Origin of the sequence: Nesterenkonia ebinurensis, assembly GCF_008711175.1 — a bacterium.
GTDB lineage: Bacteria > Actinomycetota > Actinomycetes > Actinomycetales > Micrococcaceae > Nesterenkonia > Nesterenkonia ebinurensis.
In genome coordinates, this window is the sequence record NZ_VWNF01000011.1 from 297,392 (window position 1) to 323,225 (window position 25,834).

General features: G+C 64.1%; 29 protein-coding genes. 16 read left to right on the forward strand and 13 right to left on the reverse strand.

Annotated elements, in window-relative coordinates; genetic code table 11:
- Nucleotides 1–53 precede the first annotated feature (53 nt).
- The 6 genes from F0311_RS05180 to arsB form a co-directional block, all read right to left on the reverse strand.
- A complete protein-coding gene (locus F0311_RS05180) occupies nt 54–920 on the reverse strand; it encodes a hypothetical protein (RefSeq protein ID WP_150460875.1) in 867 nt (288 codons plus the stop codon).
- 13 nt (nt 921–933) lie between these two features.
- Entirely contained in the window at nt 934–1,695 is a 762-nt protein-coding gene (locus F0311_RS05185; protein ID WP_150460876.1) for a MerR family transcriptional regulator, read from the reverse strand.
- Nucleotides 1,696–1,860: 165 nt separating this feature from the next.
- Nucleotides 1,861–3,075 carry an MFS transporter gene (locus F0311_RS05190; protein WP_150460877.1) on the reverse strand — a complete coding sequence of 405 codons (1,215 nt, stop codon included), beginning with the start codon at nt 3,073–3,075 and terminating at the stop codon, nt 1,861–1,863.
- A gap of 5 nt (nt 3,076–3,080) precedes the next feature.
- Nucleotides 3,081–4,454, reverse strand: a complete 1,374-nt coding sequence (locus F0311_RS05195) for an FAD-dependent oxidoreductase (protein ID WP_150460878.1) — start codon at nt 4,452–4,454, stop codon at nt 3,081–3,083.
- 33 nt (nt 4,455–4,487) lie between these two features.
- A complete protein-coding gene (locus F0311_RS05200; protein ID WP_150460879.1) occupies nt 4,488–4,946 on the reverse strand; it encodes an arsenate reductase ArsC in 459 nt (152 codons plus the stop codon).
- The gene (gene arsB / locus F0311_RS05205; protein ID WP_150460880.1) at nt 4,943–6,046 is read right to left on the reverse strand and encodes an ACR3 family arsenite efflux transporter; all 1,104 of its coding nucleotides are present in this window, start codon (nt 6,044–6,046) and stop codon (nt 4,943–4,945) included. The genes F0311_RS05200 and arsB overlap by 4 nt, the downstream gene beginning before the upstream one ends.
- Nucleotides 6,047–6,138: 92 nt before the next feature.
- On the opposite strand from arsB, the gene F0311_RS05210 reads away from it, so the two are divergent.
- Both F0311_RS05210 and F0311_RS05215 read left to right on the forward strand, forming a co-directional pair.
- Nucleotides 6,139–6,573: an ArsR/SmtB family transcription factor gene (locus tag F0311_RS05210; RefSeq protein ID WP_150460881.1), complete on the forward strand. Its 435-nt coding sequence runs from the start codon at nt 6,139–6,141 to the stop codon at nt 6,571–6,573.
- Nucleotides 6,573–7,004 carry an arsenate-mycothiol transferase ArsC gene (locus F0311_RS05215; RefSeq protein ID WP_223881149.1) on the forward strand — a complete coding sequence of 144 codons (432 nt, stop codon included), beginning with the start codon at nt 6,573–6,575 and terminating at the stop codon, nt 7,002–7,004. Before F0311_RS05210 ends, F0311_RS05215 begins: the two co-directional genes overlap by 1 nt.
- Here the strand turns inward: F0311_RS05215 and F0311_RS05220 are convergent, their stop codons facing one another.
- From F0311_RS05220 to F0311_RS05235, 4 genes are all read right to left on the reverse strand, one after another.
- A complete protein-coding gene (locus F0311_RS05220; RefSeq protein WP_223881150.1) occupies nt 7,005–8,060 on the reverse strand; it encodes a YdcF family protein in 1,056 nt (351 codons plus the stop codon). It lies immediately after the preceding gene.
- A gap of 293 nt (nt 8,061–8,353) precedes the next feature.
- A complete protein-coding gene (locus F0311_RS05225; RefSeq protein WP_150460883.1) occupies nt 8,354–8,890 on the reverse strand; it encodes a DUF3830 family protein in 537 nt (178 codons plus the stop codon).
- Between the two features lie 2 nt (nt 8,891–8,892).
- On the reverse strand, nt 8,893–10,326 hold the full coding sequence (locus F0311_RS05230) for an amidase (RefSeq protein ID WP_150460884.1): 1,434 nt from the start codon (nt 10,324–10,326) through the stop codon (nt 8,893–8,895).
- Nucleotides 10,323–11,321 (reverse strand): D-2-hydroxyacid dehydrogenase, encoded by a 999-nt coding sequence (locus tag F0311_RS05235; RefSeq protein ID WP_150460885.1) that lies wholly within the window; start codon nt 11,319–11,321, stop codon nt 10,323–10,325. Before F0311_RS05235 ends, F0311_RS05230 begins: the two co-directional genes overlap by 4 nt.
- Nucleotides 11,322–11,402: 81 nt before the next feature.
- On the opposite strand from F0311_RS05235, the gene F0311_RS05240 reads away from it, so the two are divergent.
- The 9 genes from F0311_RS05240 to F0311_RS05280 all read left to right on the forward strand — a co-directional run bounded on the left by F0311_RS05240 (nt 11,403) and on the right by F0311_RS05280 (nt 20,832).
- Entirely contained in the window at nt 11,403–12,449 is a 1,047-nt protein-coding gene (locus tag F0311_RS05240) for a maleate cis-trans isomerase family protein (protein WP_223881151.1), read from the forward strand.
- Between the two features lie 3 nt (nt 12,450–12,452).
- Nucleotides 12,453–13,244, forward strand: coding sequence for a maleate cis-trans isomerase family protein (locus tag F0311_RS05245; protein WP_150460886.1), 792 nt, complete (start codon nt 12,453–12,455; stop codon nt 13,242–13,244).
- A 12-nt stretch (nt 13,245–13,256) separates the two neighbouring features.
- Entirely contained in the window at nt 13,257–13,946 is a 690-nt protein-coding gene (locus F0311_RS05250) for a GntR family transcriptional regulator (protein ID WP_150460887.1), read from the forward strand.
- Nucleotides 13,947–14,071: 125 nt separating this feature from the next.
- Complete coding sequence (locus tag F0311_RS05255; RefSeq protein ID WP_150460888.1) at nt 14,072–15,076, forward strand: bile acid:sodium symporter family protein; 1,005 nt, start codon at nt 14,072–14,074, stop codon at nt 15,074–15,076.
- Complete coding sequence (locus tag F0311_RS05260) at nt 15,069–16,499, forward strand: FAD-binding oxidoreductase (RefSeq protein WP_223881152.1); 1,431 nt, start codon at nt 15,069–15,071, stop codon at nt 16,497–16,499. Before F0311_RS05255 ends, F0311_RS05260 begins: the two co-directional genes overlap by 8 nt.
- Nucleotides 16,500–16,731: 232 nt before the next feature.
- Nucleotides 16,732–17,397 carry a TetR family transcriptional regulator gene (locus F0311_RS05265; protein ID WP_150460889.1) on the forward strand — a complete coding sequence of 222 codons (666 nt, stop codon included), beginning with the start codon at nt 16,732–16,734 and terminating at the stop codon, nt 17,395–17,397.
- A gap of 118 nt (nt 17,398–17,515) precedes the next feature.
- Nucleotides 17,516–18,454 carry an ABC transporter ATP-binding protein gene (locus F0311_RS05270; protein WP_150460890.1) on the forward strand — a complete coding sequence of 313 codons (939 nt, stop codon included), beginning with the start codon at nt 17,516–17,518 and terminating at the stop codon, nt 18,452–18,454.
- 1 nt (nt 18,455) lies between these two features.
- Nucleotides 18,456–20,117: an ABC transporter permease gene (locus F0311_RS05275; RefSeq protein WP_150460891.1), complete on the forward strand. Its 1,662-nt coding sequence runs from the start codon at nt 18,456–18,458 to the stop codon at nt 20,115–20,117.
- 94 nt (nt 20,118–20,211) lie between these two features.
- Complete coding sequence (locus F0311_RS05280; protein WP_150461196.1) at nt 20,212–20,832, forward strand: nucleoside/nucleotide kinase family protein; 621 nt, start codon at nt 20,212–20,214, stop codon at nt 20,830–20,832.
- Nucleotides 20,833–20,858: 26 nt separating this feature from the next.
- Here F0311_RS05280 and F0311_RS05285 read toward each other — a convergent pair whose 3' ends face one another.
- Nucleotides 20,859–21,251, reverse strand: coding sequence for a DoxX family protein (locus tag F0311_RS05285; RefSeq protein ID WP_150460892.1), 393 nt, complete (start codon nt 21,249–21,251; stop codon nt 20,859–20,861).
- 165 nt (nt 21,252–21,416) lie between these two features.
- On the opposite strand from F0311_RS05285, the gene F0311_RS05290 reads away from it, so the two are divergent.
- Nucleotides 21,417–22,394 carry an RNA polymerase sigma-70 factor gene (locus tag F0311_RS05290; RefSeq protein ID WP_150460893.1) on the forward strand — a complete coding sequence of 326 codons (978 nt, stop codon included), beginning with the start codon at nt 21,417–21,419 and terminating at the stop codon, nt 22,392–22,394.
- Here F0311_RS05290 and F0311_RS05295 read toward each other — a convergent pair.
- Nucleotides 22,359–22,979 (reverse strand): SRPBCC family protein, encoded by a 621-nt coding sequence (locus tag F0311_RS05295; RefSeq protein ID WP_150460894.1) that lies wholly within the window; start codon nt 22,977–22,979, stop codon nt 22,359–22,361. The genes F0311_RS05290 and F0311_RS05295 overlap by 36 nt on opposite strands.
- A gap of 106 nt (nt 22,980–23,085) precedes the next feature.
- Between F0311_RS05295 and F0311_RS17925 the strand changes: the two genes are divergently transcribed.
- A complete protein-coding gene (locus tag F0311_RS17925) occupies nt 23,086–23,637 on the forward strand; it encodes a TetR/AcrR family transcriptional regulator (protein ID WP_191089750.1) in 552 nt (183 codons plus the stop codon).
- A gap of 26 nt (nt 23,638–23,663) precedes the next feature.
- On the forward strand, nt 23,664–24,284 hold the full coding sequence (locus tag F0311_RS05305; protein WP_223881153.1) for an AAA family ATPase: 621 nt from the start codon (nt 23,664–23,666) through the stop codon (nt 24,282–24,284).
- Nucleotides 24,285–24,314: 30 nt separating this feature from the next.
- On the opposite strand, the gene F0311_RS05310 is transcribed toward F0311_RS05305, so the two are convergent.
- The gene (locus F0311_RS05310) at nt 24,315–24,995 is read right to left on the reverse strand and encodes a DUF4386 domain-containing protein (protein WP_150460895.1); all 681 of its coding nucleotides are present in this window, start codon (nt 24,993–24,995) and stop codon (nt 24,315–24,317) included.
- A gap of 102 nt (nt 24,996–25,097) precedes the next feature.
- Here F0311_RS05310 and F0311_RS05315 point away from each other — a divergent pair, with 102 nt between their 5' ends.
- Together F0311_RS05315 and F0311_RS05320 are read left to right on the forward strand one after the other, a co-directional pair.
- Complete coding sequence (locus F0311_RS05315) at nt 25,098–25,532, forward strand: hypothetical protein (RefSeq protein WP_150460896.1); 435 nt, start codon at nt 25,098–25,100, stop codon at nt 25,530–25,532.
- Nucleotides 25,532–25,747, forward strand: a complete 216-nt coding sequence (locus F0311_RS05320) for a helix-turn-helix transcriptional regulator (RefSeq protein WP_150460897.1) — start codon at nt 25,532–25,534, stop codon at nt 25,745–25,747. The genes F0311_RS05315 and F0311_RS05320 overlap by 1 nt, the downstream gene beginning before the upstream one ends.
- Nucleotides 25,748–25,834 lie beyond the last annotated feature (87 nt).

Here is a 25,834-nt window from a genome sequence, read left to right on the forward strand (position 1 = left end):
TGTGAGGCCGCTGCAACAGCCCCGGATACGCTAATTTCCCCTCAACACAGACACTAGGCGCCGGTCCCCCATCGGATTAGTCCAGGAGACGATGTGATGTGGGGGAAGACCTCTCGGACTGTCTTTTCGTCGTCGGTGTAGAAGAGGATCTCACTGACGGACTGGCCTGCCAGTTTGTGGTTCAAGGCAGCCAGTTCGGGGATTTCGTCCATTTCGAGCTTGATGTTGACCCGGGCAGCGACGACCATAATGAGTTTGCCATCGACACACGCTGCGGAGTTGGTGGAGCCTGGGTCGTCACGGAACTTCTGAGCTGATCTGATGTTCTCTACGGGGATGGCGATGTCGTGGAAGACGCTGAATCTGAGCCGCAGCCTGGAGTCGCTGATCGTGTGCGGGTAGACGATCAGGGAGGCGATGAACCCTACCAGCCATATCAGCCCCAGGACGCCGAGAACGAGTATCAGAGTGCGGATCCATCCCGGTGGCAACAGCATGTGGAGGGCGATCGCCACAGCTCCGTCGACCACCGCGATTGCTGAGAGCATGTACACCAACGGGCTGGAGTACCTCAGGAGCTGTTCCCCGGCAGCGACGTCGCGGCGTCGTGTGATGAGCATCCCGATAGCACGCAGGAGCATGAAGTCCTGACGGAGATACCTCGCAACGGCCCGGGGGAAGAATTCTGATAAAGCAGCCTCCAACGCAATCGGTAGATCCTGACCCGAGGATTTTGCCGCACGAACGGCCCTGGCTACCACGTAGAGCTCGAAAGCTACGAAGCCAAAGAGCGGCAGCCCTATCAACAGGACGATCTTCACCGCAGAGACTAAGTCGAGCGCCCCGGTGAAGATCAGGATGACTTCCACACTGATGACGACGAGGACTATCAGTACGAGACTCTTGCGCAGCCGTTTCATGAGTCCGGCTCTTTCACTGGCGCTTGTTCATAGCGGACAGTCTCTGTGTCAGCAGATCCATCACCTGGTTCTGGGCCGGGGACATGCTCTCGGCCAGCGCCGCTGCAATCGGTGCCTCTGAGTGGTTCTCTCCTTCCGGGGCCAACGTGGAGAGATAGTCCTTCGGAAGCACTTCCCAGATGCGATCAGCCAGTGCCGGGATCTTAGGGTCCTCTGGATCAGCGGAGATGAGCGCGTCGAACTCGGCATAGCAGAACGCCAGTGCCTCGGCCGCCTCCGGATCATCCATGATCTGAGACCACGCTTCAGCCCAGTTCTGAGCATCGGTTTCAGGCACAGCGGCCATCATGGCTCTGTCTGTGTGGTAGGCAGGACCCTCCGCCCCCAACTCCTTCAACTGGGAAAAGACATCCCGCGAAGCCGGCCCACCAGAGGCCACGGCGTCCTCCAGGTCTGGGCCGGCAAGCAGCTGCTGGATACGTTCCCGCATAGTATCGAGCACTCGCTGCTGACCGGCCAGGTCTTCGTCAAGCTGCTGAAGCACATCACGCAGGCTCAGGGTGGGCTCACCGGTGGTGACCCGACGAATGTCGTCGACGCTGCATCCGATATCCCGCAGTCGCCGTACCCGGATCAGTTGAGCCAGATCAGAGACCGTATATCGCCGGTACCCGCTGGAATCCCTTGCCGGCTCAGGCATCAGCCCCTCGTGATGGTAGTGCCGAACAGTGCGGGTGGAGACTCCCACGATCTCCGCCAACTCGCCTATGCGCATACCCTCATTGAACACCTTGACGTATCGTCAAGGTCAAGCCCTGCCCCACCTCACATGCTGCGAGTTCGCCGCACCCAGCCTTGCCGGGACCGCCCGGTCACCAGATTCTCCGCAACCCAGCGCAGCTCTGCGCGGGGCTGGAACTACCGAGCTCAACCGAGTTAGTCAACTGCGATCGGTGCCGGCGTGCGGGACGCTGAAGAAGAGGGCGACTACACCCACTGCGCCGGTAGCGGCCAGCACCAGGTACATCGCTTCCCAGCTGCCCATCAGCTCGGCCAACCAGGCCCCGACGGCCGGGGCGATCGCGATGGCGAACATCACCGGAGCGTTGAACATCCCGGAGAGCCTGCCGTAGGCGCGGGTGCCCCAGCGATCGGTGACCGCGGTGGCCTTGAGCAGGGTGGATATCCCGCGGCCGATTCCGGCGCCCATCGAGATGGCGATCAGCCAGACCGCATTGGTCCAGTCCAGGGCCAGGGCAGCTGTGGTCACCGCCACCAGGCTGTAGATCACCATGGTGCGAGCACGTACGCTCATCCCACGCTCCATGGCCCAGTAGAACAGCCGGCCCAGCACCTGGCCGAGTCCGCCCAGCCCCAGCACCCAGGCGGCCAGCGCGGAGTCCACACCGCGAGCGGTGAGCATGGGCACCAGGTTGATCATGGCGGCGAACATCGCAAAGGATCCCAGAGTTAAACCGGCGGTCATCAGCATGTAGGGACTTGAGCGCATGACCCGGCGGGCGTACTGATCCTCTGCCGTGGCGGCGTCGTTTTCTGCTGATTCAGCAGCAGCACGCTGATCATGCCGGGGCCAGGGCCGGCGCAGCACCACCGCGTGAATGGGCACCGTGATCAGGCCGAAGGTCACCCCGAGGATGAGATAGACCTGCCGCCAGGTGAAGGCCTCAGCCAGCGCTTCGGTCACCGGGGCAAAGATGGTGCTGGCCAGCCCGCCGATCAGCGTGATCACGGTCAGGGCGAAGACCCGCCGCGGCCCGTACCACCGGGTCACTGCGGCGAAGGCCGGCGGATACAGGGTGCCGGTCATCCCCACTCCGGCCAGCAGCCAGCCGGCCAGGAAGACCCCATAGGTGGGAGCCCAGGCGATCAATCCCACCGCGAGGGCGCCTACACCTGAGCCGACAGTCATCACCAGCCGCGGGCCGCGGCGATCCAGCAGCTTGCCTGCGGGGATGCCGAGCAGCGCGGAGACCACCAGCCCCGCAGAGTACCCCACCGTGGTGGAGGCCACCGACCAGCCGGTATCCTCAGCGATCCGCGCCGAGAGCACCGGGAACGCGTAGTAGAGGATGCCCCACGCCGTGATCTGGGTGATGCACAGCCCAGTCAGAATGACGGGGAGGGCAGGGCGCATACCTCTCATTCTGCAGTGCGGCCGTGGACAAACCCAGTCGGCACACCGAGATTCACCGGCTCATGCGCTGACCGATCGGCAACCCCGGAGCAGCACGAAGACGCCGCAACCGGCTCTTCAGCCGGCGCAGCCAACTCCGGATCAGCCCCAGAGCAGACTCCAGTCTCCGGGAGGTTGAGATTCCGCGGCGAAGAGTCACCTCCAGCCAGATGGGCGGCTATGGACCGCACCTGCTCGTAGCCGGTGGCCAGCAGGAAGGTAGGAGCCCGGCCATAGGACTTCATCCCGGCGATGAAGAATCCTTCCTCCGGATGCGCCAACGTCTCGGCTCCATGTGCGGGCACTGTTCCGCAGGAGTGGTGCTCCGGGTCAATGAGCGGTGCGAGGCGGACCGGGGCCTCCACAGCCGGGTCAAGCTCCAGGCGCAGCTCGCGCAGCATCTCCAGGTCGGGGCGAAAGCCGGTGGCTGCGGCAAGGGCATCCACGGTCAGTGAGGGCCCGTCGGCGAAGCTGACCCGGAGCGTGTCCTGGCTGCCGTGCAGAGCCTGGACTTCGGCGGAGCGGATGAGTTCGATCTTCCCGGCTTCGACCAGCCGCCGCAGCCGCTGGCCCAGAGCTCCGCGCTCGGGCAGCCCGTCCTGGTCGCCTCCCCCGTAGCTGCGCTGCGGGCTGTGCCCGCGGATGCCCCAGAGGATCTTGGTGCCCGGCTCCTCGCGCTTCAACGCTGTCAGGTTCAGCAACGTGTTGGTCGCGCTATGCCCGGAGCCGAGCACCAGCACCCGCCGGCCGGCGGCCCGGGCCCGGTCGGTGCCGAACACATCGGGAAGCGGGCCCAGCAGATGAGGCGCCACGGAGTCGTCGTTCTCACCGATCGCCGGCAGTCCTGCAGCACCCAGCGGGTTGGGGGAGCTCCAGGTGCCGGAGGCGTCGATGACGGCGCGGGCCTGCAGGTCGCGACTCTGCCCCTGGTGGACAGCCCGGACCAGGAAGGACTCACCGACCCGGGCATCCAGATGGGTCTTATCCCGGTGGCCCCGGCTGATTCCAAGCACCCGGGTCTGCAGCCGGATCCGCCCCCGGAGCTCGGGCGTATCAGCCAGAGGCTTCAGATAGTCCTCCACCAGCTCAGCTCCGGTGGGCAGGGCGGTAGGGCGCGGGGCCTGCCAGCCGGTGGGCTCCAGGAGCCGGCGACAGGCGGCGTCGATGGTGTACTGCCAGGGGGAGAACAGTCCGATGTGCCCCCACTGGCTGACCGCAGCACCGGCCTGTTCTCCGGCTTCGAGCACCAGCGGCTCCAGTCCCTGTTCCAGCAGATGGGCAGCGGCGGCCAGCCCCACAGGGCCCGCTCCGACCACAACGATGGGTAGGTCCTTGTTCATGGCTGCACAGCTCCTTGTCCCAGACGTGGCGGTTCAGAGTTCAGCAGGGAGCGTACGGGGGTCCGCGGGACCGGTGCTCTGCACGCCAAGCGAGCTGACCAGCTCCTCCACCCGGGCTCTGATCTCATCGCGGATCTGCCGGACTGCGGTGAGATCCTTGCCGGCGGGGTCCTCCAGCTTCCAGTCCTCGTAGCGCTTTCCGGGGTAATAGGGGCAGTCGTCCCCACATCCCATGGTCACCACCACCTGGGACTCCTGGAGCATATCCGCCGAGAGCTCATTGGTTCCCCGCCCAGAGATGTCGATGCCGACCTCAGCCATTGCCTCCACGGCCACCGGGTTGATTGCCTCAGCAGGCTGGGTGCCACCGGAGTAGACCTGGACATGGTCGCCGCCGAGTTCCCGGAGGAACCCTGCGGCCATCTGGGAGCGTCCGGCGTTGTGCACGCAGACGAAAGTGACAGTGGGCAGATGCTGCTGCTGGGCGGTCATGGCTTCTCCTTCAATCGGGTAATCGGGGCTAGAGAGGGTTGGAAGAATCGACGGGCCCAGAGCGCGACGTAGACCAGGCCCACCAGGACGGGAACCTCGATGAGCGGACCGACCACACCGGCCAGGGCCTGGCCGCTGGTGGCGCCGAAGGTGGCGATGGCCACGGCGATGGCCAGCTCAAAGTTGTTGCCCGCCGCGGTGAAGGACAGTGTGGTGCTGCGCTCGTAGTCCATGCCGAGCACCCGACCGATCACCATGGAGGCGCAGAAGGTCACTACAAAGTAGATCAGCAGTGGAAGCGCGATCCGGGCGACGTCCAGCGGCTGGCTCATCACCTGCTCGCCCTGCAGCGCGAAGAGCATCACAATGGTGAACAGCAGCCCGTACAGCGCCCAGGGGCCGAGCTTGGGCAGCAGCCGCTGCTCGTACCACTGCCGGCCGCGGGCCCGCTCACCGATCACGCGGGTGAGAACGCCCGCTGCCAGTGGGATGCCCAGGAAAACCAGCACCGAGATGGTGATCGCCCAGACGGAGAACTCTGCCGAAGTGGTCTCCAAGCCCAGCCAGCTCGGCAGCGCCTGCAGGTAGAACCAGCCCAGCACGCCGAACATGAAGACCTGGAAGAGCGAGTTGATCGCCACCAGTACGGCGGCGGCTTCCCGATCTCCGCAGGCCAGGTCGTTCCAGATCAGCACCATGGCGATGCAGCGAGCCAGCCCCACAATGATCAGTCCGGTGCGGTACTCCGGCAGATCCGGCAGGAAGATCCAGGCCAGGGCGAACATGAACGCCGGTGCCAGCAGCCAGTTGATGGCCAGGGAGGTGACCAGCAGCTTCCTGTCTCGCAGCACCAGATGGGTCTCGGAGTAGCGGACCTTGGCCAGCACCGGGTACATCATCAGCAGCAGCCCCAGTGCGATAGGCACAGAGATGCCGGCCACCTCTACGGCATGCAGCAGCTGACCCACACCGGGGACGAGCAGCGCGATCAGCAGACCCAGCCCCATGGCCGAGAGAATCCACACCGGCAGAAACTTGTCCAGCATAGAGAGACGGGCAACCACCGGAGACGGGTCTGGCGCAGTGACTGTTGAAGACATAGGACCCTTCAGAAGAATATTGACGTCTGTCGATATACGAGTATGCTCTCATACATCGACAATCGTCAATATATCGAACTGCGGAGGTGCCCATGAGTACTCTGACCACGGATTCGCCGGCTGTCTGCTGCGGCAATGAGACTGAAGCAACCCAATGCTGCACAGCACCGACCTCCCCCAGCGTCGACCCAGAGCACGCAGCAGACTTAGCGACCCGCTTCAAAGCCCTGGGCGACCCGAACCGGATTGCACTACTCTCACTCATCGCCGCCGGAGAGAACGCTGAGGCCTGCGTCTGCGATATGACCGAACCACTCGGCCTGGGCCAGCCGACGGTCTCCCACCATCTGAGGATCCTCACCGACGCAGGATTCCTCACCCGTCAGAAGCGCGGCACCTGGGCCTACTACTCGATTGTGCCCGGTGCGTTAAAGGCTCTCTGCACCGAGCTGTGTGCTGATTCTGGTCTAGGCGCCATACTCCAGGCCGGCCAAAGAACCGACACCGACCAAGGAGCATGCTGCTGATGTCGACTTCGTCCACCCCGGGCGTGCTGTTCATCTGCGTGCAGAACGGTGGCAAGTCCCAGATGGCCGCCGGACTGTTCAAGATGGAGCTCACCGAAGCCGGCAAGCACGACGCCGTCCGCGTCACCTCCGCAGGCACCAAGGCAGGACAGAGCATCAACATACTCTCGGCCGAGGTTCTTGCTGAGGTTGGCGTGGACATCACCAGCAACTCCCCCACTCAGCTGACCGAGGAGGCAATGGTGAGGGCTGGTCACGTCGTCGTACTGGGGAGCGAGGCGCAGGTTCCCGACGTGGAAGGCATCACTGTGGAGCGCTGGGAGACCGACGAGCCCTCCTTGCGCGGCATCGAAGGCCGCGAGCGCATGGAGCTGGTCCGCGACGATATCCACGCCCGGGTGAAGGAACTCGCCTCCCGCCTGACCTCCTGATCAGCCGCTGAAGAGCAGCCACAGGGTGAACATGGCGACCACGATCAGCAGGAAGGGCGCGAACAGCACCGCATGCAGAACGCGGTGGCCCAGCATCACCGCTGCGAACTCGCGCAGGAACGCGCTGGGCACGTAGTAGAAGGCGGTCTTGGCGCCCACGGCCTCGGCGTCGAGCTTCAGCCGCCGGGCCAGCAGTGCGGTGCGCAGCGCATGGTAGTTGTTGGTGACCGCGGCCATCGGGCCCGACCTGCCAGCCTGGTGCTGGACCCGGGCGGAGAGCAGCAGGTTTTGCTCGGTGTTGACCGCCTGATCCTCCACGGCGATATGCTCCTCGGGAATGCCCTGCTCACGCAGATACTCGGCCATCGCCGCTCCCTCCGGGCGCGGCTCATCAGGCCCCTGGCCGCCGGAGGGGATCATCAGCGGGGCGGGCAGACCCGCGTTCGCAGTGCTGTGGTAGAGCCTGATCGCCCGGTCCAATCGCGAGCGCAGCAGTGGGGGTACCTTACCGTCGATTATCTGAGCACCGCAGATCATGATCGCCGCCGGCCTGACCTTGGCGGTGGAGCGCCCATAGACCCAGGCGTAGACCAGGATCACCAGGAAGCTGGCCGCGAGATAACCAGTGACAAAGAAGATCAGCAGCGCCAGGGCGACCCCAGCCAGCGAGCCAGAGATGAACAGCCAGACGAAGGCCACCGGCGCGGCCAGCAGTCCCAGCCCGGCCAGCAGGGAGAGCAGGTTGCCCAGGCTGCGGCCCTCCCGGCGGAACATGGTCACCCCGTTGATGAGCAGGAAGGTCACCAGTGCCAGAAGCCCGATGGGAAAGAGGAAGAAACCGGCCACCACGGTCAGTGCCAGCGGGGTGGTGTAGCGGGTGATCTCCCCTGCACCAGGAACCTCACCCAGAGCCAGCCAGGCCAGATCGATCAGTCCGGTCACGGTCAAGAGCACCCCAGAGACCAGCAGCACCCCGTTACGCAGCATGCGCCTATCGCGGCGGCGGAAGGACCAGTACAGCGCCAGAAGCACGACGCCGAGGGCCAGGGAGATCACCGCACCAGCCTACCGATGGCACAGCCGCGGGCGGCCAGCGCCTCTCAGGCGGATCGCAAAACACAGAACCCGGCACAAATACACCGGGTTTTCACAGGTACACCAAGATATAACCCCGTGCAGACATGAAAACCTGGTGTAGGTGTTCTCGCGCCGCAGCCGTGTGCTTGAGCCGTGGAGGCTGATGTCAGTCGGCTGAGACCCGATTGAGCTGAATGCAATGCAAGGCGTGCGGCGCAATTCCTGAGACGACTGAGGGTCACCCGCACTGCGGGCAGACGATCGAGGGCTGCTCACCGAGGGTGAGCAGAGCCGCGGGAGACGCGCCGGAAGGTCAGAGTCTCGCCCCGAGCGCCGTCCATCCAGATGGACTGACACGCCTCAGCCAGCTCTTCGAGACCCTCCACGACAGTGGCGAACACATTGCCTGGGATCCAACCCTGGTCGCCGTTGATCAGCAGGTTGTTGCGCCCGTAGAACACCGCAAGGTCGACGATCGGCTTGCGCTGGTCCGGATCAGCCGCGCGGACATCAGCGGCCTCCTCGTACCCGTAGGCGGGATTGCCCAGATCGTCGGAGTCAAAGGCGAAGTAGCAGACGTCCCCCGGAATCGGGGTGACCGTGGTGTTCTCCTTGCCCGGCTCCACCTCGGCGAAAGCAGGCACCAGGTGGTAGATCTCGTTACGGGCGTATTTGCCGTGGTAGACCTGACCGGACTGGGGCAGGGCCTCCCAGACGGCAGCGCAGGTGCGTGGGGCGGCGGCATCGAGCAGTTCGGCCACGGCGGTGACCCCACGCTTCTCCAGGGTGATGGTGAGGTAACGGGTCATGCTCATTTCCCTGCAGCAGCCGCTGCTGGGACCACCGGGCGGGAGAACTGGGTTCCGGCGGCCTGCTCATAGGCGTGGGCGGCGCGCAGCACCAGCCGGTCTTGGGTGCGGGCGGCGACAAACTGGAGACCCACCGGCAGCCCGTTCTCCGCGACCCCGCAGGGTACCGAGGCAGCCGGCTGCTGGGTCATGTTGAACGGGTAGGTGTAGGGGGTCCAGGAAGTCCACAACTCTGACTTCCAGCCCTCTGGAGCCTGGCGCTGACAGTCAAAGCTGGTGACCGGCATGGTGGGGGTCACCAGCAGGTCGTAGTGTTCGTGGAAGGCCCCCATGGTCACGCCAAGGTCCATCCGCACTGCAGTGGCGGTGAGGTAGTCCAAGGCGGTGGCGTCGCGATACTTCTCGATGCCCTCGCGCAGGCCCGGGTCGATCTCACCCAGTGCGTCCGGGCCGAAGACCTCCAGCACTTTAGCAGCGCCGGTGAACCAGAGCACGTGGAAGGGCTCCGCTGGGTCGGCAATCTGCGGGTCTACCTGCTCCACAACAGCCCCGGCGCCCTCCAGGACTTTGACCGCCTCGCCCACCAGACGCTCAACCTCCGGATCGTTCTCCCCGAAGCCCAGGGTGGGTGAGTAGGCGATGCGCAGGCCCTCGATCCCATCCTCCAGACCATCGGCAAAGGAGGCAGTCGGGGTGGGCAGCGCCGACCAGTCCCTGGAGTCGAATCCAGCGATGATGTCCAGCAGCAGGGCAGTATCCCTGACCGTGCGGGTCATCGGCCCGGCGTGAGCAAGCGTGCCGAAGGGCGAGGAGGGATACATCGGCACGGTGCCATAGGTGGCCTTGATCGCCACGGTACCGGTGAAGGCTGCCGGAATTCGCACTGAGCCGCCCCCGTCGGTGCCCACTGACCAGGGACCCATACCGGCGCCCACTGCGGCGGCCGCACCGCCGGAGGAGCCGCCAGCGTGGGTGGTGGTGTCCCAGGGATTGGAGGTGACCCCGGAGCGCATGCAGTCGGTCACGCCCTTCCAGGCGAACTCTGGGGTGGCGGTCTTGCCCAGCAGGACCGCACCGGTTTCGCGCAGGCGGGCCACACAGGGCGCGTCGGCATCCCACGGCCCGGCCTCATCGATCAGTTTGGTGCCGCGCAGGGTGGGCCAGTCTTTGGTGAGGAAGATGTCCTTGATGGAGGTGGGCACCCCGTCACCCGGGCCCAAGGTCTCCCCTGCCTTCCAACGCTTGGCTGAGGCTTCAGCAGAAGTCAATGCTGACTCCCGGTCTACCAGCACAAAGGCATTGAGGGCATCGTCGTGCTTCTCGATTCGGTCCAGGACAGCCTCGGTGGCCTCCACCGGGGTGAACTCCCCGGCAGCGTAGCCGTCCAACAGTTCGGCCGCGGTCAGCTCAGCCAGGTCAGTGGGCTTCTGAATCATCGGTTCTCCTTCCGCGGCACGAAGCCAGCAGCCTTATCCACCACGTTGATCAGCTCTTCTCCGGCCAGCCAGCGTTCCGCATTGGCCAGGAACAGCTCCGCCAAGGCTTCCCGCCAGCCGTGCACATCACCAGACATATGGGAGGCGATCATGACATTCTCCAGCTCCCAGAGTGGGGATTCGGCAGGAAGCGGCTCCTGGGCGAACACGTCCAAGGAGGCAAAACCCAGCGGCCCCTCCTGCAGCGCAGCGATCAGTGCAGGTTCGTCCACCGAGGCACCGCGGCCAATATTGATGAAATGCGCCCCGGGTTTGGCCGCTGACAGGGTCTGCGGCCCGATCAGGTTCCGAGTGGCCGGGGTCAGCGGAGCGGCGTTGACAATGATGTCGAACTCACCGACGTGCTCGGGCAGCTCCGCAGAGGGTACAACGACGCCGAAGTCCGGGTCCTCTGCCCTGGGAGTGCGCCCTGCCCCGGTCACCTCAATCCCGACTGCTCGCAGCAGCCGGGCGATCTCCCGTCCGATGGCCCCGGGCCCGATGATCAAGGCTCGGGAGCCGTCCACGCGCTTGGTCTCCCGGCGATCCCAGGTCTTGGTGCGCGCCAGCCGGTAGTTTCTAGCAAAGTCCTTGGCCTCGGCAAGCACAGCACCAAGCACCCATTCGGCGATCGGCCGGTCGAAGATGCCCTGGGCATTGGTGACCACCACATCGGATTCGTTGAGCTCGTCAAAGAGCAGCTTGTCCACTCCGGCGGCGGCTACGTAGATCCATTTCAGCCGGTCTGCGTGCGGCCAGGCGGCCTGCAGGGCTCCTGAGAAGAAGTCCCAGAGGTACAGCGCGTCTGCCCCAGCAATGTCCTGGGGCAGCTGATCGGCGGTGGTGAATCGGATCTCGGCGCGCCCCTCTAGGGCTTCGAGTCCCGGCGGCGTATGAAGCGGGGTATCCGGATCGGCGGGTCGCAGCACCGTAATCACCGGGAGAGGCTCAGACATGGGTGTAACATTAGGAACTCCATCTGCAGATTGTCAACAATCCTGCAAGGCATCTCGTCGCCGTCTCAAAAGGGGTCCGATATGACACCCACGCCTGCTGAGCACCAGCCCCCGGACCGGGCCCCGCTGACCATTCAGCTGGACGCTGAGTCACCCCCGGCGGCGGGGAGACCCCGCTGGCTGCCCGACATGGCTCGCAGAGAGACTGCCGCCTCTGCGCGGGTCCCAAACGCCGCGGCTGCCTTCGGCCGGCTCACGCCGGCCAGCACCCCTGAAGCGGGCCCACTGGCACTGCCAGTGGGCACCGTGGTGCCCTATGACATGGCCTTGGACCGGGAGCTTCGCCAATTCTCCCAGGATGCGTACGGCTTCGCACAGTTGGACCTGCTGTTCACCAGAACACCTTTCGAACCGCTGGCGGTGACTGTGGAACAGGCCCGCGAGATCTCCCGGCCGGAGCTGATCACCGATGCGGTGCGGGCCACCTCTGCCACTGGTCCTGTCGGCTATATCTATGGCTGCACCTCGGGCAGCTTTGTGCGCGGACTTCACGGTGAGCGCCGGCTCATCGAGGCCATGACACGGGCTGGGGCTGAGGCTGCAGCCACAGCTCGTTTCGCCGTGGACGCTGCAGGCGGGTATGACACGCCCGCCCAGCCGGAGCTGCCGCCGCCTTTCGCAGTGACCACCTCTGGTGCGCTGCTGGAGGCCGCTCAGCGGCTGGGTGTGACAAGGATTGCTGCTGCCACTCCTTATGACGAGGCGATCGGTGCATTGTTCGGCAGGTTCTTCGCCGAGGCTGGCATAGAGCTGGTGCACACCGCGAACCTGGGCCGCAGCGGCCGGATCTGGACGGTGCCCTGGGATGAGACCTGTGAACTGGTGCGCCGGGCTGATCATCCGGAGGCCGAGGCAGTGCTGGTGGCTTGTACCAATCTGCCCACCTACGAGATTCTCGACCAGCTGGAGCAGGACCTGGGCAAACCGGTGCTCTCGGCCAACCAGGCCACTGTCTGCTCCGCCCTGCGCAGAGCCGGGCGGCAGTACACCGGCCCTGGCGCCACCCTGCGGAGCACCTTTGGAGCCCCTTCCACTCCCGCACATCTCACCTCGCAAGAAGCAGTCTGAGCCATGACTGTCACTGTCGGCATTCTCTACCCCGGCCATGCAGCCGAGGACGACTATCCCGCCTTCGAAGCCTCGCTTAGGCACAACTCCGCAGCAGCTCCACCTGTGCGTCTGCCGGTCACCATCACCACCATCGGGGTGGATGAGCACACCCCAGAGGCACTGCTGGAGACTGGCTCGCACAACCGGCTCGCAGAAGGTGCCGGGCGACTGCTGGCTGAGCACCGAGTGGACTCAGTGATGTGGGCGTGCACCTCGGGCAGCTTCGTCTACGGCTGGCACGGGGCTCATCAACAGGCCCAGAAGCTGGCCGAGGAGACTAACCTGCCAGCATCGTCCACTTCTCTGGCCTTTGCCCGGGCAGTAGAGGCTCTCGGGGTGACCAAGGTGGCGGTGGCGGCGTCGTACCCTGTTGAGCTTGCTGGGCACTTCCGTGAGTTCTTGGGCGCAGCGGGGGCCCAGGTGGTGAACTTCGCAGCTCATGGAGTATTCACCGCGGAAGCTGTGGGGCAGATGGACGCGGAGGAGATCATCGCGATGATCCGCGCGGTGGATGCCCCGGAGGCTGAGGCCATGCTGGTGCCGGATACCGCGATGCACTCACTGCGCTGGGTGGATGAGTTCGAGGCCGCGCTGGGCAAGCCGGTGCTCACCGCCAACCAGGTCACCGTATGGGAAGGCATGCGGATTGCCGGGGTGAGGCATCCCCTGGTACCGGGCCTGGGCCGCCTGCTACGCATAGCTGAACACAGCGGAAGCAGAACCGGATACCATCGATTGTCAACAATCCACTGATCGGAGCATCTGATGGCAGCCGCCGAGCCGTTCCAACGCGTCAACCGGGAGTCCACTGCTGGGCTGATCACCCGGCAGTTGCGTGAGGCCATCATGTACGGGCGGATCGCCCCGGGGGCGCAGCTCTCCGAGGCTGCGCTGGCCGCTCAGTTCGGGGTCAGCCGCGGGCCGCTGCGCGAGGCCACCCAGCGGTTGGTCCAGGAGGGGCTGGTGCGCGCAGAGCCCAACCGTGGATTGTTCGTCAAAGAGCTCGACGACGCCGGGATCCGCGATCTCTACGCCGCCCGGATCGCCGTGGAGGCGGCGGCCGGACGAATGATCATCCGCGGCCGGTCTCCGGAGGCGGTGGCCAAGCTGCGCGCTGCCTATGATGCGATGCAGGATGCAGCCGAGCGCGGTGAGCTGGCCGAGCTTTCAGATGCGGACCTGCACTTCCACGAAGTGCTGGTGGACTCCGCGGGCAGCCCACGACTGCACCGGATGCACCAGACGCTGATGGCCGAAACCCGGATGTGCCTGACCGCACTGCAGGGCACCTATCAGGACCCGGAGGACCAAGTGGCCGAGCACCGCCGGATTGCTGAGGCAATTGCCGCCGGGGACGCCGATGAGCTGGTGGAGGCGGTAGAGTCCCATATGCAGGAGGCCCTGGACCGCCTGGTCAGCGACAGCGCGGCCGCTGAGGCTGCTGCAAGCACCTGAGGATGACGAGACCGGAAACGCCTCTTTTCATGTGAGACAATTCACAGGTTGCATCAGGATCTGCGGATCTTTTCAGTGATCGACCCGTGTCTGCGCCGCAGCATCCCATGAAAGGTAAGGAGCCCATGACCACACAGCAGTCCGAGATGCCGGGCAGTCAGACTCCTCAGGAGTCGCGTAACCATTTCCGCGCCGTCGTCGTCTTCCCGATCGTGACCCTGGTAGCCGCAGTGATCGGCTATGTGTGGGCCGGGCCGGTGAGCGAAGGTGCGTTCATGACCAACTGGCTGCTGGGCGTGATCATGTTCGGCATGGGTCTGACTGTCCGCCCCGCCGACTTCGTGCTGGTGGTCAAGAAACCGATGCCGGTACTGCTGACCGTAGTGGCGCAGTACGCCATCATGCCGCTGGCCGCCCTCTCGGTGGTCTGGATTCTGGGGCTGCCGGCGGAGATCGCCGTCGGTGTCATTCTGCTGGGCTGCGTCCCTGGCGGCACCACCTCAAATGTGGTGACCTATCTGGCCCGGGGCGATGTTGCCCTCTCGGTGACCCTCACCTCGGTGTCCACACTTCTGGCACCGCTGGTCACTCCCCTGCTGACTCTGTGGCTGGCCGGGCAGTACATGCCGTTGGACGCCCTGGGCATGGCCCAGTCGATCGTGCAGATCGTACTGCTGCCGGTGATCGGCGGGCTGGTCATCCGGCTGCTGCTGCCTCGACTGGTCGAAAAGCTGCTGCCCGTGCTTCCCTGGGTCTCCATCAGTGCGATCTCCATAGTGGTGGCCTTTGTGGTCTCCGGCAGCGCAGACCGCATTGTGGAGGCGGGGCTGATCGTGCTGGCGGCGGTGATCCTGCACAATATTCTGGGCATGGCTCTGGGCTACGGGGCCGCAGCGGCCACCAAGCAGTCCCCGGTGCGGCGCCGGACGGTGTCCATTGAGGTCGGGATGCAGAATTCGGCCCTGGCCGCCGGACTCGCCGCTCAGTACATGAACCCGCTGGCGGCTCTGCCCGGCGCAGTATTCTCCGTGTGGATGATGATCTCCGCTGCGATCTTCGCCACCTGGTGCCGTGCCCAGGACAGAGTCCGTGCAGCCAAAGAGACACAGAAAGTAGGAGTGGATGACTGAGACCGGCATGCTGGAGCGCCTACCAGGCACAAGCGTTGATCTTCAGGAGCTGGCGGCACAGCTGAGCGAAGGTGCACTGAGCACCGATCCTGGTGTCATTGAGGCCCACTCCAAGGACGAGGCGCTGTTCTGTCCCGCTGAGGGAGCCACCGCACTGGTCCGGGCACGCAGTGTGGCCGATGTTCAAGAGACCCTGCGCTTTGCCCATGCTCATCGGATTCCAGTTGTTCCTCAGGGCGCCCGCACAGGGATTTCCGGCGGGGCTAACGCGGTGCCGGGCAGCATTCTGCTCAATGTCTCCAGCATGGACCGGATCTTGGAGGTCAACCAGGCCGAACGTACTGTACGAGTAGAGCCCGGGGTGATCAACCAGGATCTGAAGAACCACGTGGCGCAGTTCGGGCTGTCCTACCCTCCGGATCCCGGTTCAGTGGCCATTTCCTCCATCGGGGGCAATATCGCCACAAATGCGGGCGGCCTGTGCTGCGTAAAGTACGGGGTCACCAAGGACTATGTGCGCTCGATGACTGTGGTGTTGGCTGACGGCACCCTCGCTCACCTGGGCACAGATACTGCCAAAGGAGTGGCCGGACTGGACCTGCGCGGTCTGTTCATCGGCTCAGAGGGCACGCTCGGGGTGCTGGTGGAAGCCACTCTCCGGCTCATCCCCGCCCTGGGCGAGCCGCTGACTGCTATTGCGATCTTCGCTGATGAGCGCAGCGGACTGGCCACTGTGGCTGACTACATGGCAGCCGGCGCCACACCACGAATGCTGGAGTTCGTGGACGGCAAGACGCTGGCCATGCTCAACGCCTTCGGCGGATTCGGCCTGGATGAGAATGCCGGCAGCATGCTGCTGATGCAGGCTGATCCGGTGCCCGGGCAGGCCGAAGCCATCATGAGCGTGTTCACTGAGGCGGCGGAGCGCAACGGCGCAATCGACGTGGCCTACAGCGATGACCCGGCAGACAGCGAGGCTCTGGTGGCAGCCCGGAGAATGGCCCAGCCTGCCTATGAGAAATACGCCCAGGAGCACGGCGGGGGCCAGCTGCTCGACGACGTCTGCCTCCCCCGGACAGCCATGGCCGAGTTCTACGACCGGGTCGCTCAACTGCGGGACGAGTCTGGGCTGATGATCACCGTCATCGCCCACGCAGGTGACGGCAACACACACCCCTCCGTCTTCTTCGATACCGCAGACCCCCAGGAAACCGCCAAGGCGGAACGCGCCTTTGCAAAGATCATGGAGATCGGCCTGGAGCTGGGCGGAACCATCACCGGCGAGCACGGTGTCGGGTATCTGAAGCGAGACTGGTTAGCCAAGGAGCTCGACGAGGGCACCAAACAGCTTCACCGAGCAATCAAGTCCGCTGTGGATCCGCAGGGCATTCTCAACCCAGAGAAGATGCTCGCAGCCGTGTAAGTCCCAGATGCACTCACATAGCAGCCTCTCGCCCGGCTGGTCAGTGGTGTCCAGGCAACCACGGCAAGGTTATGGCACAGAACCCGCCCGGGGCGGCGTCGTACCTGCCTTGAACGACACGCCCTACCTGTTCAGCGCCCTTGTGAGCTGAACAACCGTTCAGCTAGCGTCTGTCTCGACAGGACTGAACAGCTGTTCAGTCACCGATTCGGGATGACGGAAGGTGGCGACGATGGCCTACCAGTACGGCGGCACCGGGAACACCTCGCCGCCAGAGCGTGATGCCAAGCAGCGCATCATCGACGCCGCGATCGAGCTCTACAGCGACCACGGGTTCAACGGGGTGACGATCAAGGACGTCGCTGCCGGGGCCAATGTCTCTGCCCCGCTGGTGATCCATCACTTCGGTTCCAAGGCGGGCCTGCGGAAGATCTGCGATAAGTACGCCGCCCAGCGGGTGTACGAGTCCAAGGCTCGTGCCATCGAGATGGGCAAGCAGTTCACTCCAGAGCAGATGCTTCTGCATTCAGCGAAGAACCGCCCAATTCTTCGGTACCTGGTGCAGGCTCTGATAGCCGGGGGTGAAGAGGTCGATGCACTGATGGACCAGCTGGTGGACGATGCTGTGCAGTACACCGCGGAGGCCATCGACCAAGAACTGATCAAGCCCAGTCCAGATGAGCGGCGCCGAGCGGTCATGCTGCTGCTCCAAGGGTTCGGCTCGATGATGCTGCACCGTCAGATGAAGCGGCTGCTGGGCAGCAGCCCGATGACGGACCCACCGGCGGAATGGGGCCCGTATCTGACCACCATCTTCGATATCTACACCAATGGTGTCTTTGAACCCGAGGCATACCGCGGCCTCTACGAGGGACTCGCGGCACAGGAAGACTCCTGACCCCATCCCTCCTTCATCCCCGACAAAACATCAAGAAACTGTTCGAACACCCAGCCTTTTGAGCTCCCGTTATCCCAGCTTCTTGACCCAAGTTTGATACAGACGATTGGAAACAGCCATGAATGAGAACGCCCCGGTCATCTATGCCGAGAACCTGATCAAGGAGTTCGGCCCGGTCCGAGCACTGGACAATCTGAACCTGAACATCGCATCCGGTGAGGTGCATGGTTTCCTGGGCCCCAACGGGGCCGGCAAATCCACCACGATGCGCGTGCTGCTGGGCCTGCTTCGCCCGGACTCCGGCACAGTCCAGATGTTCGGCCGCGACCCATGGCGCGATGCAGTCACCCTGCATGAGCGGCTGGCCTATGTCCCCGGGGACGTGGAGCTGTGGCCCAACCTCACCGGCGGCGAGGTCATCGATATGTTCCTGCGGCTGCGCGGATCCTACAACAAGGCCCGCCGCGATGAGCTGATCGAACGCTTCGACCTGGATCCGCGGAAGAAGACCCGCACCTATTCCAAGGGCAATCGGCAGAAGGTCGCTCTGATCTCCGCCCTGGCGGCCGATGTTGACCTGCTTCTGCTGGATGAGCCCACCGCAGGCCTGGATCCGCTGATGGAGGCGGTCTTCCAGGAGGTCATCCACCAGGCCAAGTCCGAGGGCCGCTCGGTGCTGCTCTCAAGCCACATCCTGGCCCAGGTCGAAGCGCTCTCCGACCGGATCTCGATCATCCGCGCCGGCCATATTGTGGAGTCCGGCACCCTCTCGGAGCTGCGGCATATGACCCGGACCACGATCGAGGTGGAGACCGAGCGCTCTGCCCAGCCGTTGGCCGGGTGCAGTTTTGTCCATGATTTCCACACCGAGGCCGAGCGTTCCGTGTTCGAGGTGGACGGTGACCACGTGGGAGAGGCCATGAACCTGCTCACCGATCTTGGCATCCGTTCCATCGTGGCCCATCCGCCCACTCTGGAGCAGCTGCTGATGCGCCACTACGGTGAGGACCTCTCTCAACGCGGGGTCAGCAACGGTACTGCGAAGAAGGTGTCCTGAAATGTCTGTCTCAACGATCTCCCCTGAGGCCCGACAAGCACCAAGCCCTGCTGCCGGCCAGGCAACCTTCGCCGGCACCGGCATACTGCTGCGGTTCATGCTGCGCCGCGACCGGATGCGCACCACTACCTGGATCTTGGGCATCGCCCTAGCTGGGTTCTACTTCGCCCATGCAGTCAGTGTGGTCGCCGAGACCGAGGAGGATCTGGTCAGCCTCGCTTCCATGTACGCCGATCCAGTCGGCCGGATGATGGTCGGGCCCGGCTTCGGCATGGACGCCCCTACCTATGAGCGCTTCTACGCTTCCGGGTACTCGCTGTTCATCTATATTCTGATCGCTCTGTTCAGTGTCTTCACGGTCATCCGGCACACACGGGCCGAAGAGCAGACCGACCGGGCCGAGCTGGTCCGCGCCAATGTGGTGGGCCGCCACGCCACCCTCACCGCGACGCTGATCCTTACCCTGGGGGCCAATATGCTGGCTGCAGGACTGATTCTGCTGGCCGGGGTGAGCGCTGACTACGACGCCGCCGGCTCAGCTCTGGTCGCGGCCTCTGGGCTGGCAGTGGGTCTCTTCTTCGCCGGGGCCGCAGCGGTCACCGCCCAGCTCAGTGAGTCCTCGCGGGGTGCCTCCGCTTTGGCCGGCGGCCTGTTGGCGGTGGCCTATCTGGTCCGCATGGGCGGGGACGCAGCCGAGGTCGGTGGCTCGGGGCTGTCCTGGGCCTCGCCTTTGGGCTGGTCCCAGCAGACCGCGCCGTTCGTGCACGACCGCTGGTGGCCGCTGCTGCTGCTGATCGGCAGTGGTGCGTTGTTCATCGCGGCCGGATACTGGCTCTCCACCAAACGCGATGTAGGAGCCTCCTTGCTGCCCAGCCGACTGGGCCGGGCTGAAGCCAAGCCCTCCTTGGGCACTCCGGTGGGGTTGGCGTTCAGAACACTGAAGGGTGGGCTGCGCGGCTGGGGCATTGCCCTGCTGCTGACCGGGCTGATGTTCGGCAGCTACGCGCAGACGATCCTAGATGCCGCTGACAGCCTGCCCGCGGAGGTCTCCGAGATATTCGCCGGAGAAGACATGATGCTCGGCTACCTGGCGTATATGGCGGTGTTCATGGCCGTGTTCATCGCCGCCGCCGGTGTCAGCGGAATATCTCAGCTGCGCGGAGAGGAGAGTCGGGGCCGGGCAGAGTACGGTATGTCCGCTCCGGTGGGCCGGATCCGCTGGCTGGGGTCGCATCTGCTGGTCCTGGTGGTCGGTCTGGTGCTGATGCTCTGCCTGGTGGGCCTGGGTATGGGCGTCGGGGCTGCTGCCACCTTGGAGCAGGATGGCAGCCAGTACTTCGGCCAGCTGTTCCTGGCCGGGGCGCTCCAGGCCCCGGCGGTGCTCGCGGTGATCGGCATCGTGACCGCCCTGTTCGGCTGGCTGCCGCGTGCCGCCACTGCCGTAGGCTGGGTGATCATCGGATTCGGCGGGGTGCTCACCAGCTTCGGCGGTCTGTTGGAGTTGCCCGAAGCCGTGACCGAGCTGAATCTCTTCGGGCACCTGGCCGATTACCCGGTGCAGGACATCGACTGGGTGCCTGTCCTGTGGCTCTCCGGGATCGGCGTCGCCGGCATCCTCCTGGGGCTTCTCGGATGGTCCCGCCGCGAGGTCAACCGCGTCTGAGCTGGCTCTGCCGTCCGGCACTCGGCGCTCCACCACGCCCCTCAGTCAGCTCTCCCTTTGAGACTGAGGGGTGTGCAAGACTTCTCAGGTGAGCATGCTCGAGGATCTAGTAGCCGCGACGCCGCGATGGGAACGGGCCACGCTGGTGGCTGTGGACGGGGTGGACGGCAGTGGGAAGACCTCCTTCGCCGCCAGACTTTCTGAGGCATACGAGGGTGAGGGCCAGCGAGCCCACCTCGTCCATGAAGACGATTTCCTGAATCCGCGGGCAGTCCGGTACCGGCTCGGCAGGGATTCTCCCGCGGGATTCTTCCTCGACAGCTACGACCTTCCCGCTCTCCGTCAGAAGGTACTGGACCCGTTGCGCCGGGGCGGCCGGAGCATCGTCGCCCAGCACTTTGACCACACCACAGACTCGCCCATTCATACTGACCCCACCGGCATCGAACCGGGCGATGTCGTCATCGTCGAGGGAATGTTCCTGCACCGGGACGAGCTGACCGAGTATTGGGACTTCTCCGTCTTCCTTGATGTTCCCTTCACCATCAGCGTAGGGCGGATGGCTCAGCGCGACGGCACCAGCCCTGATCCGGAGGATGTCTCCAACCACCGGTATATCGAGGGCCAGAAGATCTATCTCTCCCGCTGTCGGCCACAGGATCGAGCCACGACTGTCGTCGACAACTCCGGATCTCGAACGGACCCATCGCCCTAAGTCCATCGGCAGGAATCGTCACGAGCTCACCCGCTTATCAAGGATTCTGGCCCGAATGCGCGCCCCCAGGCCACGAAGCCGGCTAAGGCGATGAACAGCAGATCACCGGCGAAGTACTGCCATTCTCGTCTCACCACACGGACGGCGGCGGCTCCGGTCATGAACATCATGAGCCCCATGGCAGCCAGCGGCACCAGCCAGATGGCGGTGTCGAAGATCACCGGCAGAATCAATCCGGCTGCGGCACATATTTTGATGACGCCAATCCCTTTCAGTACCGCCTCAGGGAAGTCATCGACCCAGTGCTGATTCTTGCCGAGCTTGCGATACTGAGCACTAGACAGGAGCAGCAGGGCAAGACCACCTGCCGCAAAGCCGAAGACCAAGAATCCTGTCACAATCCACAATGCAATATTCATCGTTCGTTCTACCTTCCTCTCCGGGGCGCCACTTTCGGGTCACTTCACCACATAGGACGAGGCAGGTCAGGAATATGTGACACCAAGGTGCCCATGTCGCAGACTTGAATCCCATCTCGTCCCTATCACCATGGAGACGAACAGTGAATGAGGCGAGGAGCCGGAATGACGCAGACCGAAGACTTCGAAGCACTGAGACCGCTGTTGTTCTCCATTGCCTACCGGATGCTGGGAAGCGTCGGGGAGGCTGAGGACGCAGTCCAGGAGACCTGGCTGCGCTACACCTCGTCCTCGACAGAACCCGACTCGCTCAAGGCCTATCTCTCCACGGTGGTCACGCGGATTTCGATCGATGTGCTGCAATCCGCCCGGGTCCGCAGAGAGACCTACATCGGGCCCTGGTTTCCGGAGCCGCTGCCGACCGATTCGCTTCGCTCGGCCACAGACGATAGCCCGGAGCAGGTCCTGGAGCTGGCCGATACCGTCTCGGCAGCGGCGCTGCTACTGCTGGAGCGGCTGAGCCCCCTTGAGCGCGCGGTCTTTGTGCTTCGCGAGGTCTTCGGGCTCGAGTATCAGGAGATCGCGACCGCTGTGGACCGCTCGGAGGCTGCCTGCCGCCAGTTGGCCTCACGGGCCCGGCGGCATATGCAGCAGGAGCTCCCCCGGTTCGACGCCGACCCGCAGCAGCAGGCTGAACTGGCCCAGCGTTTCTTCAACGCCATCAAAGAGGGCGAGATCGACCAGCTCAAGGAGCTGCTGGCCGCTGAGGTCGAAGCGCTCAACGACAGCGGCGGCGCAGGGGGCGGACAGGGCGGAGTCTACGACGTGGAGAGGGCAGCTAGATTCCTCGTGTCCGGGGTATCCCCGCTGTTCGCCATCGGGGCCAGTCTCCAGCCGCAGGAGTTCAACGGCCAGCCGGGAGCGATTCTCCGCGATCGCACAGGCGGGATCATCTGCACCTGGACCCTGGAGATACTCGACGGGCGGATCCACAAGGTTCGCTCGATGAGCAACCCTGAGAAACTCTCACACCTCGGAGGCCCGGCCGACCTTCACACCCTCGCCCAGGAACGCAGCCAGGCCCGGCGCCGCGAACGAAAGTCCTCGTCACCCGGACTCAGCCCCAGTCCGAATACCCTCTAGGGTCGTTTCCATCATCCGATCCAGGGTCTCGCTCACAAATGACTCCGTAGCCGAGCGCAGCAGGCCGGTGGTAGGCATCAGCGAGTAGGTCCAGCTGAGCCGGGTGCCATCCCCTTCGGGAAGATACCTAAACTCAGCCACTCCGTGATCTACAGCCACCCGCTGGGTGGGTCGGGTGAAGCCCCAGATCATGTACTGGAACCGCTCTGGGCTGTCTACCAGCATCTCCTCAGCCAGGTAGTGACCGTCTTCGAACTCCACGCGACGTCGGAACCCTGCGCGCTCACCAATCTGTTCACTCCCCATCAGGGGCTGGGTGCCGACCACGGCAGGAGTTCCGTCATCGAACTCGACCAAGTCCTCCAGGTTGAGCGAAGGATCATTGGCCCAGGTGTAGACCGTATCCGGTGCGGCGTCGATGAACACCGAATGCGTGGTGGAGACATACCCTTCCTGCTGCAATGCGGGCCGCTCGCCCGGATAGCTGGGCGGGCTCAGTGGGGGCGTGAGGAACCACCACGCTCCTGCGCCGAGGGAAAGCGCTAAGGCGAAACCGATGATGAGTACTGTACGACGACGCGACATTTAATCCTCCAGAATTAGCAATGCATAGTTGACACTGTCAACCTAAAGCTGTTTGGTTGACGTTGTCAACTGCATCGAGCAGCGCTCCGTTGGATAGGATCACAGGATGCCGAGTACTCGCGAAACTCTCGTTGCCGCCGCAACGGAACTGATCGACGCCGGGGGCGCGGAAGCCGTCACCCTGCGGGAGGTCGGACGGCGCGCAGGGGTCTCGCACAACGCTCCGTATAAGCACTTTCAGCACAAAGAGGCGCTGCTGGCGGCTGTGGCTGCTGAGGAACTGAACATCTACTCAGGCCTGCTCACCCTTGCCTCCGGTGCCGCACCGGCCCTCGATGAAGCGCTGCAGCACTATGTGGAACGCGCACTGGCCTATCCGGAACGCTTCCGCCTGGTCTACCGGAGATGGAATACCGAGTCCGAGGAGCTTGCCCAGGCGGCCGCGCGGGCCACAAGAGTCCTCGACACTCTCATCGCGCCGGCCCAGCAGGAGGGGCTGCTGCCAGCCGGGCCAGTGGAGCACCAGTCTGATCTGCTGCGTGCGGTCGCCCATGGCGCCATCGAGCTCACGCTCACCGGACATCTGGGCAAACGGGGCGAGGCCCGCACCCCCGACCAGCTCGTCTCCGAGTATCTGCGCCTCATGAGCACAGCCTGAACCAGCCCCTGTGCCAGACTTCTGGGGTGGGCACATTCAAGGATCTGGTGACCGCTACCCCACTGATGGAGCGGACAGCGCTGGTCGCCGTAGATGGGGTAGACGGCAGCGGCAAGACGACCTTCGCCGAACGACTCGCTGAGGCCTATGCTGCTGAGGGCCGGAGTGCCCATATTGTCCACGAAGACGACTTCCTGAATCCTCGGGCGGTCAGATACCGGCTCGGCAGGAATTCGCCCGAGGGGTTCTTCCTCCACACCTACCAGCTCCCCGCTCTCCGGGAGAAAGTGCTGGACCCCGTTCACCGAGGCAGCAGGATCATCACTGCCCAGCACTTTGACCACACCACAGATTCGCCGGTGCAAACCGATCCCATCGCTATCGAGTCGGGAGAAGTCGTCATCCTCGAGGGCATGTTCCTGCACCAGGATGAACTGGTTGAATACTGGGACTTCTCCATCTTCCTGGATGTGCCCTTCGCCGTCAGCGTCGGGCGCATGGCGCAGCGCGACGGCACCAGCCCCGACCCGGATGACGCCTCCAACCACAGGTATGTTGAAGGCCAGAGAATCTACCTCTCGCACTGCCGCCCGCGGGACAGGGCAACAGTAGTCATCAACCACTCCGGCACATGGCCCGACCCCTGACCTGGCTACGGCTGGGAGGCACGACCCGTCTCAGGCGGCACGAGGAGCTCGGATCCCCTTGGTAAGCATGTAGCCGATGGTCCAGAACTCGCCGATCGTGGCGGGGATAGTCAGCATATCGAGCAGCGGGGCGGGAAGCCCTGGAGCGGCAGCGGAAAGCAGGGCGTTGAGCACATAGCCGATGCCGCCCGCCATCAGTATCCAGCCGAGCACCGGCGGCATTCGCCGGGTGGAGACCATGAACCATCCCATGGGCATCAGCCATAGGCCGAAGAATATTGAACCGACGGCCCAGAACGCATCAGCAGCACTGAAAGCGAGCGCGACGGCCGCGGCGGCGTCGTTGTCCGGAGCCAGCCCGGGGTCAGCCGCTACCTGCGAGGCCAAAATCAGGAATGCAGCGCTGCCGAGAATCGTCAACGCATTGGCCATGCCAAAAGCCGCCACGGCATAGGCCGCAACAGGCCGTTCAGAGCGGGACAGTGCGTAGAAGCCGAGGGCGGCGGCGGCCTGTGCAATGACGATCAGCAGCTCGAAGGCGATTCCGAGATTCCCGAGCCAGGCCTGCTCCACGAGGTTGATATAGGTTGCCGCAGGATCGTCCTCGCTGTGCAGCCGAGGACGAATGACCAGGAAGCCCACCACTCCGAACAAGGCGAGAGCCAGGTATGCGGCACCGGCCCGCCGTGCAATGCGAACATCTGAGGACATGACCCCTCCCGAGGTGTAAAATATTTTTCACATCCAAAGTAGACTCAGTCCAGCCATATGTCAATAATTTTTTACAGTAAGACTGTGAAGTGAGGCAACGTGATGGGGTACGCCGAACGCAACACATGGGCCCAGGTGATCTCCAGCATCATCGCAGCGGCCGTCTATGCCGTCGTTCTGATTCCGCGGCTGCGCACCCAGACAGCACACGAGGTTCAGTGGGTGCAACCGATGCTGTGGACCATCGTCGCCAGCATCGTCGCCAGCATCGTGCTGAGCATCGGCATTGGTATCGTCGCAGGGATGATCAACCCGGACACCGAGCACCGAGCCGATCTGCGCGACCAAGAGATCGACCGGTTCGGCAACCGCATCGGGCAGGCGTTTCTCATTGCCGGAAGCCTCGGCGCCCTGACCCTCACCATGGTCCGCGCTGACTGGTTCTGGATCGGCAATACCCTCTTCGCCGGATTCATCCTCTTTACCGTGGTCGGCGGGATCGCGCGCCTTATCGCCTATCGACGAGGTTTCCAGTAGTGACCAAACCCACCCGCGTCACCAACTCCGTCCGAGAGTTCCGCACCTCAGCAGGTCTGACTCAGATCGAACTCGCCGCCCGCATCGGGGTGACCCGTCAGACGCTGATCGCCATCGAGAAGGGCAAATACTCTCCGTCCCTAGAGATGGCATTCCAGATCTCACGCACCCTAGACACCCCGCTGGAGGACCTCTTCCACTACCCTGACGAGTGAGACGCCGACGGGTTCCATCAGTTTCTCCTTTGCTCTTCACCGCTGCTGGCAGAACCTCAGGATGTTGCCGTACGGATCAGTGATCGC

Excerpts from the sequence above, each read along its gene's own strand:
- F0311_RS05180 (WP_150460875.1), bottom strand. The coding sequence starts at position 920 with ATGAAACGGCTGCGCAAGAGTCTCGTACTGATAGTCCTCGTCGTCATC.
- F0311_RS05185 (WP_150460876.1), bottom strand. The coding sequence starts at position 1,695 with ATGCGCATAGGCGAGTTGGCGGAGATCGTGGGAGTCTCCACCCGCACT.
- F0311_RS05190 (WP_150460877.1), bottom strand. The coding sequence starts at position 3,075 with ATGCGCCCTGCCCTCCCCGTCATTCTGACTGGGCTGTGCATCACCCAG.
- F0311_RS05195 (WP_150460878.1), bottom strand. The coding sequence starts at position 4,454 with ATGAACAAGGACCTACCCATCGTTGTGGTCGGAGCGGGCCCTGTGGGG.
- F0311_RS05200 (WP_150460879.1), bottom strand. The coding sequence starts at position 4,946 with ATGACCGCCCAGCAGCAGCATCTGCCCACTGTCACTTTCGTCTGCGTG.
- arsB (WP_150460880.1), bottom strand. The coding sequence starts at position 6,046 with ATGTCTTCAACAGTCACTGCGCCAGACCCGTCTCCGGTGGTTGCCCGT.
- F0311_RS05210 (WP_150460881.1), top strand. The coding sequence starts at position 6,139 with ATGAGTACTCTGACCACGGATTCGCCGGCTGTCTGCTGCGGCAATGAG.
- F0311_RS05215 (WP_223881149.1), top strand. The coding sequence starts at position 6,573 with ATGTCGACTTCGTCCACCCCGGGCGTGCTGTTCATCTGCGTGCAGAAC.
- F0311_RS05225 (WP_150460883.1), bottom strand. The coding sequence starts at position 8,890 with ATGACCCGTTACCTCACCATCACCCTGGAGAAGCGTGGGGTCACCGCC.
- F0311_RS05230 (WP_150460884.1), bottom strand. The coding sequence starts at position 10,326 with ATGATTCAGAAGCCCACTGACCTGGCTGAGCTGACCGCGGCCGAACTG.
- F0311_RS05235 (WP_150460885.1), bottom strand. The coding sequence starts at position 11,321 with ATGTCTGAGCCTCTCCCGGTGATTACGGTGCTGCGACCCGCCGATCCG.
- F0311_RS05240 (WP_223881151.1), top strand. The coding sequence starts at position 11,403 with ATGACACCCACGCCTGCTGAGCACCAGCCCCCGGACCGGGCCCCGCTG.
- F0311_RS05245 (WP_150460886.1), top strand. The coding sequence starts at position 12,453 with ATGACTGTCACTGTCGGCATTCTCTACCCCGGCCATGCAGCCGAGGAC.
- F0311_RS05250 (WP_150460887.1), top strand. The coding sequence starts at position 13,257 with ATGGCAGCCGCCGAGCCGTTCCAACGCGTCAACCGGGAGTCCACTGCT.
- F0311_RS05255 (WP_150460888.1), top strand. The coding sequence starts at position 14,072 with ATGACCACACAGCAGTCCGAGATGCCGGGCAGTCAGACTCCTCAGGAG.
- F0311_RS05260 (WP_223881152.1), top strand. The coding sequence starts at position 15,069 with ATGACTGAGACCGGCATGCTGGAGCGCCTACCAGGCACAAGCGTTGAT.
- F0311_RS05265 (WP_150460889.1), top strand. The coding sequence starts at position 16,732 with ATGGCCTACCAGTACGGCGGCACCGGGAACACCTCGCCGCCAGAGCGT.
- F0311_RS05270 (WP_150460890.1), top strand. The coding sequence starts at position 17,516 with ATGAATGAGAACGCCCCGGTCATCTATGCCGAGAACCTGATCAAGGAG.
- F0311_RS05275 (WP_150460891.1), top strand. The coding sequence starts at position 18,456 with ATGTCTGTCTCAACGATCTCCCCTGAGGCCCGACAAGCACCAAGCCCT.
- F0311_RS05280 (WP_150461196.1), top strand. The coding sequence starts at position 20,212 with ATGCTCGAGGATCTAGTAGCCGCGACGCCGCGATGGGAACGGGCCACG.
- F0311_RS05285 (WP_150460892.1), bottom strand. The coding sequence starts at position 21,251 with ATGAATATTGCATTGTGGATTGTGACAGGATTCTTGGTCTTCGGCTTT.
- F0311_RS05290 (WP_150460893.1), top strand. The coding sequence starts at position 21,417 with ATGACGCAGACCGAAGACTTCGAAGCACTGAGACCGCTGTTGTTCTCC.
- F0311_RS05295 (WP_150460894.1), bottom strand. The coding sequence starts at position 22,979 with ATGTCGCGTCGTCGTACAGTACTCATCATCGGTTTCGCCTTAGCGCTT.
- F0311_RS17925 (WP_191089750.1), top strand. The coding sequence starts at position 23,086 with ATGCCGAGTACTCGCGAAACTCTCGTTGCCGCCGCAACGGAACTGATC.
- F0311_RS05310 (WP_150460895.1), bottom strand. The coding sequence starts at position 24,995 with ATGTCCTCAGATGTTCGCATTGCACGGCGGGCCGGTGCCGCATACCTG.
- F0311_RS05315 (WP_150460896.1), top strand. The coding sequence starts at position 25,098 with ATGGGGTACGCCGAACGCAACACATGGGCCCAGGTGATCTCCAGCATC.